The 9822-nt window shown below is 60.1% G+C and carries 9 protein-coding genes; 5 read left to right on the top strand and 4 right to left on the bottom strand.

Translation table 11 applies throughout. The features are described 5' to 3' along the window. The first annotated feature begins 155 nt into the window (after window positions 1-155). From glpA to glpC, 3 genes are read left to right on the top strand one after another with little or no spacing between them, the layout of a single operon-like run. Window positions 156-1784, top strand: a complete 1629-nt coding sequence (gene glpA / locus HV355_RS04185) for an anaerobic glycerol-3-phosphate dehydrogenase subunit A (protein WP_182401007.1) — start codon at window positions 156-158, stop codon at window positions 1782-1784. After that, the gene (glpB, locus tag HV355_RS04190) at window positions 1774-2991 is read left to right on the top strand and encodes a glycerol-3-phosphate dehydrogenase subunit GlpB (RefSeq protein ID WP_182401009.1); all 1218 of its coding nucleotides are present in this window, start codon (window positions 1774-1776) and stop codon (window positions 2989-2991) included. The genes glpA and glpB overlap by 11 nt, the downstream gene beginning before the upstream one ends. Beyond that, entirely contained in the window at window positions 2988-4178 is a 1191-nt protein-coding gene (gene glpC / locus HV355_RS04195) for an anaerobic glycerol-3-phosphate dehydrogenase subunit GlpC (protein WP_182401011.1), read from the top strand. Before glpB ends, glpC begins: the two co-directional genes overlap by 4 nt. 33 nt (window positions 4179-4211) lie before the next feature. Here glpC and HV355_RS04200 read toward each other — a convergent pair whose 3' ends face one another. The 4 genes from HV355_RS04200 to tctD form a co-directional block, all read right to left on the bottom strand. Beyond that, window positions 4212-5411, bottom strand: a complete 1200-nt coding sequence (locus tag HV355_RS04200; protein ID WP_089597928.1) for a nicotinamide mononucleotide deamidase-related protein YfaY — start codon at window positions 5409-5411, stop codon at window positions 4212-4214. Between the two features lie 94 nt (window positions 5412-5505). Then, the gene (locus HV355_RS04205; protein WP_108416628.1) at window positions 5506-6045 is read right to left on the bottom strand and encodes a YfaZ family outer membrane protein; all 540 of its coding nucleotides are present in this window, start codon (window positions 6043-6045) and stop codon (window positions 5506-5508) included. A gap of 129 nt (window positions 6046-6174) precedes the next feature. Beyond that, window positions 6175-7584 carry a sensor histidine kinase gene (locus HV355_RS04210; RefSeq protein WP_182401013.1) on the bottom strand — a complete coding sequence of 470 codons (1410 nt, stop codon included), beginning with the start codon at window positions 7582-7584 and terminating at the stop codon, window positions 6175-6177. Continuing rightward, entirely contained in the window at window positions 7571-8245 is a 675-nt protein-coding gene (gene tctD, locus HV355_RS04215) for a transcriptional regulator TctD (protein ID WP_042716616.1), read from the bottom strand. Before tctD ends, HV355_RS04210 begins: the two co-directional genes overlap by 14 nt. Before the next feature lie 151 nt (window positions 8246-8396). Between tctD and HV355_RS04220 the strand changes: the two genes are divergently transcribed. Next, complete coding sequence (locus HV355_RS04220) at window positions 8397-9377, top strand: tripartite tricarboxylate transporter substrate binding protein (protein ID WP_148400442.1); 981 nt, start codon at window positions 8397-8399, stop codon at window positions 9375-9377. Between the two features lie 11 nt (window positions 9378-9388). Continuing rightward, window positions 9389-9820: a tripartite tricarboxylate transporter TctB family protein gene (locus HV355_RS04225; protein WP_108416631.1), complete on the top strand. Its 432-nt coding sequence runs from the start codon at window positions 9389-9391 to the stop codon at window positions 9818-9820. Window positions 9821-9822 lie beyond the last annotated feature (2 nt).

Genomic DNA, 9822 nt, shown 5'->3' on the forward strand with positions numbered 1-9822 from the left:
CAACGCACAGATTGTTACAGAAATATGACAGAATGCGCAAAAAAGCGCATGAAATCACGTTTCACTTTCGAATTTCGCGCGTTTATGTTCGAAATCAAACAAACCACACGATTAATATGGCTAAATGATAAAAAAACGAACATAGAGGGTAAACAATGACCATTCACGATCCTCGTTATAGCGATGTGATAATCATTGGTGGTGGTGCAACTGGCGCCGGGATCGCGCGCGACTGCGCTCTGCGCGGCCTCAGCGTAACGCTTCTGGAGCGTCATGACATCGCCACGGGCGCAACCGGGCGTAACCATGGCCTGCTGCACAGCGGCGCGCGGTATGCGGTTACAGACGGTGAATCCGCGCGCGAATGCATTGCTGAAAACCAGATCCTCAAGCGTATCGCCCGGCACTGCATAGAGCCGACCGACGGCTTCTTTATTACCCTTCCTGAAGATGACCTCGCCTTTCAGAAGACCTTTATTACCGCCTGCAATACTGCGGGCATTCAGGCGGAGGCCATGGATCCGGCGCTGGCGAGGCGGCTGGAACCGTCGGTTAACCCGGCGCTTATCGGCGCGGTGAAGGTGCCTGACGGTACCGTCGACCCCTTCCGCCTGACGGCCGCCAATATGCTGGACGCCCGCGAGCATGGCGCGCATATCCTGACCGGGCACGAAGTGACCGGGCTTATCCGCGAAGGTCATCGCATCTGCGGCGTGCGGATCCTAGATACGCAATATAACGAACACAGCGAGCTGTATGCCGCCGTAGTGGTCAACGCGGCGGGGATCTGGGGGCAGCGCATTGCGGAATACGCCGACCTGTCGGTGCGCATGTTCCCGGCGAAAGGATCGCTGCTGATCCTCGACCACCGCATCAACAACCACGTGATCAACCGCTGCCGCAAACCGTCCGACGCCGATATCCTCGTCCCGGGCGACACCATTTCGTTAATCGGTACCACCTCAACCCACGTCGACTACAGCGAGATTGACTACAACCGCGTGACCGCTGAAGAGGTCGACATTTTGCTGCGGGAAGGGGAAAAACTGGCCCCGGTGATGGCGCAGACGCGTATTCTGCGCGCCTACGCGGGCGTGCGTCCGCTCGTCGCCAGCGACAACGACCCGAGCGGACGCAACGTCAGCCGGGGCATCGTGCTGCTCGATCACGCCGAGCGCGACGGCATGGACGGATTTATCACCATCACAGGCGGCAAGCTGATGACCTACCGCCTGATGGCCGAGTGGGCGACCGATGCCGTCTGCCGCAAGCTGGGGAATACCGAAGCCTGCGTGACGGCAGACCAGCCGCTGCCCGGCTCGCGACAGTCCACCGAAAAAACCCTGCAAAAAATCATCTCCCTGCCCGCGCCGCTGCGCGGATCCGCGATTTACCGCCACGGCGACAGAACGCCACAGTGGCTCGGTGAAGGACGGCTGAGCCGCAGCCTGGTGTGCGAGTGCGAAGCCGTCACCGCCGGTGAGGTGCAGTACGCGGTGGAGAGCCTGACGGTCAATAGCCTGCTCGACCTTCGCCGCCGTACCCGCGTCGGAATGGGGACCTGTCAGGGCGAGCTGTGCGCCTGTCGTGCCGCCGGGCTGCTGCAGCGTTTTCACACCACCACCGCCACCCAGTCGCTCGATCAGCTCAGCGCGTTTTTAAACGAGCGCTGGAAAGGCATTCAACCTGTCGCCTGGGGGGACGCCCTGCGCGAAAGCGAATTTACCCGCTGGGTCTACCAGGGACTTTGCGGTCTTGAGAAGGAGCAACACGATGAAATTTGATACCGTGATTGTCGGCGGCGGGCTGGCAGGCTTGCTCTGCGGCATCAAACTCACGAAGCGGGGGCTGCGCTGCGCCATTATCACCCGCGGCCAGAGCGCCCTGCACTTCTCGTCGGGATCGCTGGATCTGGTGGATGAAGCGTACCGCGATACGCTGCCGCCGGAGCACCCGTATCACCTGATTGGCGCGCAGCATATTGACCGCTTTGCCCTGGAAACCGAAGCGCTGCTGGCGGACTGCGGCGCGCGTCTGAAGGGAAGCGCCAGGCAAAATCACCAGCGCGTCACGCCGCTCGGCACCCTGCGATCCGCGTGGCTCAGCCCGGAAGAGGTGCCCGTCGCCCCCATTCACGCCGCGCGCGTGCGGGTGGTGGGCATTAGCGGCTTTCTGGATTTTCAGCCCCATCTCGCGGCGGCGTCACTTTGTCGTCAGGGCGTTAACGCCGAGACGGCAGAGATAGAACTGCCTGAACTGGATGTCCTGCGCGATAGCCCGAGCGAGTTTCGCGCGGTGAATATTGCCCGTTTTCTGGATAACGAGGACAAATGGCCGCTGCTGTATGACGCGCTCAGGCCGCTCGGCGAAACCTGCGATGCCCTGCTGATGCCCGCCTGCTTTGGTTTAAACGACAACCGGCTCTGGCGCTGGCTGTCCGATCGTCTGCCCTGCTCGCTCGGCCTGCTGCCTACGCTTCCCCCTTCCGTGCCGGGCATTCGTCTGCACACCCAGCTTCAGCGTCAGTTTGTTGCGCAGGGCGGCGTGTGGATGGCGGGGGATGAGGTGAAAAAAATTACCCTGACCGACGGCGCGGTGAGCGAAATCTGGACGCGGAACCATGATGATATTCCGCTCCGCGCGCGCTACGCGGTACTGGCAAGCGGCAGTTTCTTCAGCAACGGGCTGCTGAGCACACGCAACGGCATTCGGGAAGCCATTATGGGGCTGGATGTCCGGCAGAGCGCTTCCCGCGCGGACTGGTATCAGAGTGATTTCTTCACGCCGCAGCCCTGGCAGCAGTTCGGCGTCATCGCCGATACGCATCTGCACCCGCAGCTTTCCGGTAAATCGATCGGCAATCTCTTCGCCATCGGCTCCGTACTGGGCGGATACGATCCCATCGCACAGGGCTGCGGCGGCGGGGTTTGCGCCGTCACGGCGCTCCACGTTGCAGAGCAGATTATTCAGCGCACGGAGGCTGCACAATGAACGACACCCGTTTCGAAAGCTGCATCAAATGCACGGTCTGCACCACCGTCTGCCCGGTCAGCGGCGTGAACCCGCGCTACCCCGGTCCGAAGCAGGCCGGGCCGGACGGCGAGCGTCTTCGCCTGAAGGACGGCAAGCTGTACGACGAGGCGCTGAAATACTGCATCAACTGCAAACGCTGCGAAGTCGCCTGCCCGTCGGATGTTAAAATCGGCGATATCATCCAGCGCGCGCGCGCGCGCTACAGCACGCAGAAACCCACACTGCGCGATGCGATCCTGAGCCATACCGATCTCATGGGCAGCGTCTCGACGCCCTTTGCCCCGCTGGTGAATGCCGCGACCTCACTCAAGCCGGTGCGTCAGCTGCTGGATGCCACGCTTAAAATCGACCATCACCGCAGCCTGCCGAAATATTCCCACGGCACCTTCCGCCGCTGGTACAAGTCCGTCGCGGCGGAACAGGCCCAGTACGCCGACCAGGTGGCCTTTTTCCACGGCTGCTATGTGAATTACAACCATCCGCAGCTGGGTAAAGATCTGCTGAAAGTGCTGAACGCCATGGGAACCGGCGTACAGCTCCTTAGCAAGGAGAAGTGCTGCGGCGTCCCGCTGATTGCCAACGGATTTACCGATAAAGCGCGTAAGCAGGCGAAAAGCAACGTCTCGTCGCTGCGCGAGGCCATCGTCGACAAGGGGTTCCCGGTACTGGCCACCTCGTCCACCTGTACCTTTACGCTGCGCGATGAGTATCCGCACCTGCTGGATGTCGATAATACCGGACTGCGCGAGCATATTGAGCTGGCGACACGCTTCCTGTGGCGCAAGCTGGACGGCGGACAGACGCTTCCGCTGAAGGCATTACCGCTGAAGGTGGTCTATCACACGCCGTGTCACATGGAGAAAATGGGCTGGTCGCTCTATACGCTGGAGCTATTGCGGCTTATACCGGGGCTGGAGCTGACGGTGCTGGACTCACGCTGCTGCGGGATTGCGGGCACCTACGGCTTTAAGCGTGAAAACTACGAAACGTCACAGGCGATTGGCGCCCCGCTGTTCCGCCAGATTGAAGAGAGCGGCGCGGATATCGTAGTAACGGACTGCGAAACCTGCAAGTGGCAGATTGAGATGTCCACCAGCAAACGCTGTGAACATCCCATTACCCTGCTGGCGAAAGCGCTGGGGTAAGCATTGCCGGGGCGAGAGACCCCGGCAAACGCATCATTCGATGAACAGCGACTCCACGACGTTAATCCAGCCGTGTTCGCTGGCGACTTCTTTACCGTTCAGCCAGCGGCGCAGCATGTTCAGCGCCATCATCGCGCAGACCTCCTGACGCACCGCCAGGCTGTGGCGCGTGATGCTCATTTTCACTCGCAGCGCATGCGTGCCTTCCGGCGTTGCCAGCGCAAAATTGAGATGTTCCTCATCCAGCCCGCCCACAAACATCGCCAGACCGGCAAAGTGTTTCACCCTGCGCTCTGACGCCCAGCGTGCGGTCTGCGCCAGCGTCTCCTGCTGGAACGGCACCACTTCACTGGCGAGCAGCGGCGCATTCACGCGAGAAAGCTGCAGCGCCAGCAGGCCGCCGGTGAACTGTTCGCTGAGGGTGACGCTCAGCTGACGGGACTGAAGGCTCTGGGCAATCTGTGCGGGCAGCCCTTCCGTGCCTTCAAAGATCAGGCTCTCGCCCGCGACGCGTTGCACTTCAGGCCACAGCGCTAGCATGGCGGCTTTTTCCGTCGCCGGGCCGGTCAGCTTGAGTTCGATAATGGGCATCGACGAGCGATAGCCCATCGAGACGCCCGGCGGCAGCTGGAGATGATCCAGGCTCTGGGCCAGATCGCTTTCCGAGCGGCCAAAGGTGGTCAGGCGCAGACACAGCGGCGGCTCTGGCAGCGTAAAACGCGCACGCAGGCGCGGCAGGATTTGCTGCTCGACCATCACTTTAAATTCAGAAGGTACGCCGGGAGTGAAGAACATCAGGCAGCGGTTGAGCTGTACGGCAAACCCGCAGGCGGTGCCGACCGGGTTATCAACCAGCTCTGCGCTGGCGGGTATTTCAGCCTGCTTGCGGTTGCTGGGTGCCATCACGCGACCACGATCGGAGAAGAAGCGTTCCATCTGCGCCAGCCACGCCTCGTGCAATACCAGCCCCTCGCCTTTAGCGGTCGCGGCAGCCAGCGCGCTGAGATCGTCGCTGGTAGGGCCGAGCCCGCCGTTCACAATCAACACGTCGCAGTGCTCGCTGCGCTCGCGAAGAACGTTCACCAGTGACTCAAGATTGTCGCCCACGGTGTTGCGGCGCGTTAACGGTAATCCTTGCTCAAAGAATAAATCGGCAAGCCAGGCGGCATTGGTGTCAATAATTTGCCCATGCAGCACTTCGTCGCCGGTGGATAACATCTCCACGTTAATCATTGTGTTCTCCCGCTTATATGGTCGAAACACTATAGCGCAATTGAATGGGGGGAGCAGAGAGAAACTGGCGCGACAGAACGCCGCGCCGAAGAGATTAGAAGCCTGCGCTCACGCCCACGTAAGGGCCATCAGCCAGCGCGTTGTCGCGGTTGCCGTCTTTACCTGCCAGGTTCAGATAGCGATAACCCGCTTCGATAGTGATCGGACGCATGATAGTCCAGCGCGCACCGGCGTTGGCTTCTTCGTAGCTTTCGATACCGCTGGAGAGCGAATCCGGAGAGTAGTAGTACTCGCCGAACAGACCGAAGCTGTCGCCAATTTTCCACTGCAGGCCGCCGCCGACCGCCGCCGCGTAGCCTTCGTCGCCGTCGTTCGGGTTGGTGTAGATCCCTTTGCCGCCGATGGTCGCCAGGAATGGACCAAGAGGAACGTTGAAGCCGAGCCCAAGGCTTGCCGCATCGCCGTCGTCATCGTTATGCGTCCAGCCGCCGGTCATTGCCAGACCGGCGCTATCCGTGCCAAGACCAAAGCCCAGATGGGTGTAATCCTCACCCGCCGAGCCGTTGAAGCTGATGGCGTTAGCCGCCGAAGAGATAACCATCAGGCCTAAGCCCATTAATGCCACTTTTTTCATTGTCGTGATCCCGCACAATTTATAGATAATAAGTCCCAAAACCGCGAGATTTTAACCTGCCTCACTGCGGGATCAAGCACTCTGCGTGCGTCAGACAATTAGTTTGTAACGATTTGATAATATCTGCCTTTATCCCATCAGCAGAAAACGCATTTTCACACTCAGCCCGCCTAAGTGTTCACTGCGGGAAAGTTGAAGATGGCTGCGATGCAGCCGGGCAATATCACTCGCCAGCGCCAGCCCGATGCCGGATCCTGCCGAGTCGCCGACGTTATCCAGACGGCGAAACGGCAGCATCGCCTGCGGGATCAGATTTTCCGCAATCCCCGGCCCACTGTCTTCCACGCTCAGGTCAACCGCGCCGTTATCCACGCGCAGGTAAACCGTTACGATCCCCTGCTCAGGCGTGTATTTGATGGCGTTCTCCAGCAGGTTTGCGCATAGCTCGCCCAGCAAAACCTCATCGCCTTCGATGATCGTCGGCTGCAGCTCACCGTCGTACCCCAGGTCAATCGCTTTGCTGCGCGCCTGCGCCAGCCGTGAAAAGCAACAATTCTGCACGACCTGCACCAGATCCACCGGGGTAAACTGCCGCTCCCCCTGCTCTTTTCGCTTCACCGCCGAAAGCTGAAGCAGGCGTTCAGTCAGCACAATGGTGTTATCCAGCGTCACATTCATCGCCCGTAAACTCTCCTGCCACAGCGCAGGATCGTCCCGCGTCAGGGCCACCGAGACCTGCGTTTTGAGCACCGCCAGCGGGGTTTTAAGCTGGTGAGAGGCATCGGCATTAAAGCGCTCCTGCCGCGACAGCACGCCACGCAGCCGGTCAATATAGCGGTTGAAGGCCACAATCAGCAGGCGCGTTTCTGACCAGGGCAGCAGCTCGGGCAGCGGAGACAGCAGCCCCGGCTCCCGGCGCACCATGAGCGAGGACAGCTGGCGCATCGGGCGCAGCACGCGACGCAACAGCCAGGCGGTTAAGATCAGCGTCAGCAGGACCAGCAGCCCCTGAGATACCCAGGACGAAAAAAGCAGCTGGCTGGCAAGATAGCGACGGGACTGCAGCGTTTCAGCGACATAGATCTCCGCCATCCCGACGACGTTATCTTCGTTGATCGGCTGAAGCAGCTTCGCCACGCGAATCGCCTGCCCGCGATACTCGGTGTGATAAAACCAGGCCAGCGCCGGGTAGAGCGTGGTGCGCGAGGTTGAAGGGGGCATCTTCGGCAGGTCGCCGTAGCCGGAGATCACCCGCCCGGCGGGGTCGACCACCTTGTAATACAGCCTGTCATTCATGTTGAGCTCAAAGCTGTCGAGCACCACCCAGGGCACATTCACCTGCAGCTTGCCGTTATGCACTTCAAGCCGCTCAGAGACCGTACGCGCCGACGATAACAGCGTGCGGTCATAAGCCTGCGTCGCCGCTTGCAGGGCGCTGACGTAGCTATTAAACGCTGATAATCCCCATAACAGCAGCAGCGGTAACCCCAGAAACAGCAGAAGTTGCAGATAAAGGGACTGCGGTTTAGCCCACTTCATCGCCACACTCCAGCACGTAACCCAGCCCGCGCAGGGTGGTAATCTTCACCCCGCTGCCGCTCAGTTTTTTGCGCAAGCGGTGAATGTAAAGATCGATGCTCTCCGGGCTCACGTCGTCGTTCAGGCTAAACACCTGGTCGAACAGCTGCTGGCGGGAGACGGGCCGGGTACGGCGGTGCATCAGCACCTTCAGCAGGGAAAGCTCGCGCGGCGTCAGGGAGAGCGGTTCATCGTGCAGCAGAAAAAAACCGTCATCGTCGTATTCCAGCTCGCCCAAAAGCTGACGCTCCTGGGTTCGCCCTTCGCTTCTGCGCAGCAGCGCGCGCAGCCGCGCATCAAGTTCTTCCAGCTCAAACGGCTTCGGCAGATAGTCATCCGCCCCGGCGTTCAGTCCTTTCACCCTGTCCGCCACGTTGCTGCGGGCGGTGAGAAACAGCACCGGAAGCGTCTGCCCGCGCTTTCTCAAACGATGGACGACCTCAAGGCCGTCGAAACCGGGCATACCGATGTCCAGAATAGCGACGGCATAGTTTTCACCCTGTAACAGATGGTCGGCTGCCCGCCCGTCGTTAACGCAGTCCACGGCAAAGCCTCCCTGCACCAGCGCTTTCTCCAGCCAGTGAGCCAGCTCACGATTATCTTCCGCGAGTAAGAGACGCATATCACATCCTGTAAAGTTCGTGTCGCAGTGAAAGGGAAATGAAAGGTTAATGTTTTAACAATCACGCAACGGAACCGCTACAAGGTGGTTCACATAATCAGAAAAAAAGCCCCGTACCCGTACTCCCGGTTCTCCGGCGTGAGGATAAACGATGAAAAAACAATTACTTTCGACCCTTGCTGCAAGCGTATTGATGTTGAGTGCCTCTGTCGTCCAGGCGCAGGATGTCCCGTCCCGCACCGAATGTATCGCCCCGGCCAAACCGGGCGGCGGCTTTGACCTGACCTGCAAGCTGATTCAGGTCAGCCTGATGGAGACAAAAGCCATCGAAAAACCGATGCGCGTCACCTACATGCCCGGTGGCGTGGGCGCGGTGGCTTACAACGCCATTGTGGCGCAGCGTCCTGCCGAAGCGGGCACCGTGGTGGCTTTCTCCGGCGGCTCGCTGCTGAACCTGTCGCAGGGCAAGTTTGGCCGCTACGGCGTGGACGATGTGCGCTGGCTCGCGACCGTCGGCACGGATTACGGCATGATCGCCGTTCGCGCTGATTCCCCGTGGAAATCGCTGAAAGACCTGCTGACTGCGATGGAAAAAGACCCGAACAGCGTGGTGATTGGCGCCGGTGCGTCGATCGGCAGCCAGGACTGGATGAAAGCCGCCCTGCTGGCGCAGCAGGCAAAAGTGGACCCACACAAGATGCGCTACGTCGCCTTTGAAGGCGGCGGCGAGCCGGTCACGGCGCTGATGGGTAATCACGTGCAGGCCGTCTCCGGCGATCTCAGTGAAATGGTGCCTTACCTGAGCGGGGATAAAATCCGCGTGCTGGCGGTCTTCTCGGAAAACCGTCTGCCGGGCCAGCTGGCGAACGTCCCTACCGCCAAAGAGCAAGGCTACAACCTGGTCTGGCCGATTATTCGCGGCTTCTTCGTTGGGCCGAAAGTGACCGACGCTGAATACCAGTGGTGGGTGGATGCCTTCGCCAAACTCCAGCAAACCGATGAGTTCAAAAAGCAGCGCGATCTGCGCGGCCTGTTCGAGTTCAACCTCAACGGCAAGCAGCTGGACGAGTATGTCAAAAAACAGGTGAATGACTACCGCGAACAGGCGAAAGCCTTCGGTCTGGCGAAGTAAACGGAGGCGCTATGAGCGATCGTATTTTTGCCGGGATATGGCTGCTGCTCTGCATTGGCGGGTTGTTCGTCGCCTGGCAGATCCACAGCGAATACAGCTATGAACCGGTGGGGCCACGCCCCTTTCCGATGGGCATCGTCGGACTGATGCTGCTCTGCTCAGTGGCCCTGCTGCTGCGCCATCCGGATACCGTGGAGTGGCCGCCCAGACGCATTCTGCAACGTCTGCTGGTGATGGTAATTGTGTTGCTGATGTACGCGTGGGGCTTTGAGTGGCTCGGCTTCCCGGTTGCTACCGCTATTCTGACGATGGTGATTGGCATGCTGTTCAACGCCACGCTGCCCGCGGCGGGGCTGTCAGGTGCGGTGCTGGGCATTTTGCTCTGGTACGCCTTCGACCGCCTGCTGGACGTGACCTTACCCCTTGGCGCATGGTTTAACTAACG

Source organism: Enterobacter sp. RHBSTW-01064 (assembly GCF_014103035.1).
Classification (GTDB): Bacteria; Pseudomonadota; Gammaproteobacteria; order Enterobacterales; family Enterobacteriaceae; genus Enterobacter; species Enterobacter mori.

Coding starts and splice junctions, on each gene's coding strand:
- HV355_RS04220 (WP_148400442.1), top strand. CDS start 8,397: ATGAAAAAACAATTACTTTCGACCCTTGCTGCAAGCGTATTGATGTTG.
- glpB (WP_182401009.1), top strand. CDS start 1,774: ATGAAATTTGATACCGTGATTGTCGGCGGCGGGCTGGCAGGCTTGCTC.
- HV355_RS04205 (WP_108416628.1), bottom strand. CDS start 6,045: ATGAAAAAAGTGGCATTAATGGGCTTAGGCCTGATGGTTATCTCTTCG.
- HV355_RS04210 (WP_182401013.1), bottom strand. CDS start 7,584: ATGAAGTGGGCTAAACCGCAGTCCCTTTATCTGCAACTTCTGCTGTTT.
- HV355_RS04225 (WP_108416631.1), top strand. CDS start 9,389: ATGAGCGATCGTATTTTTGCCGGGATATGGCTGCTGCTCTGCATTGGC.
- glpA (WP_182401007.1), top strand. CDS start 156: ATGACCATTCACGATCCTCGTTATAGCGATGTGATAATCATTGGTGGT.
- HV355_RS04200 (WP_089597928.1), bottom strand. CDS start 5,411: ATGATTAACGTGGAGATGTTATCCACCGGCGACGAAGTGCTGCATGGG.
- glpC (WP_182401011.1), top strand. CDS start 2,988: ATGAACGACACCCGTTTCGAAAGCTGCATCAAATGCACGGTCTGCACC.
- tctD (WP_042716616.1), bottom strand. CDS start 8,245: ATGCGTCTCTTACTCGCGGAAGATAATCGTGAGCTGGCTCACTGGCTG.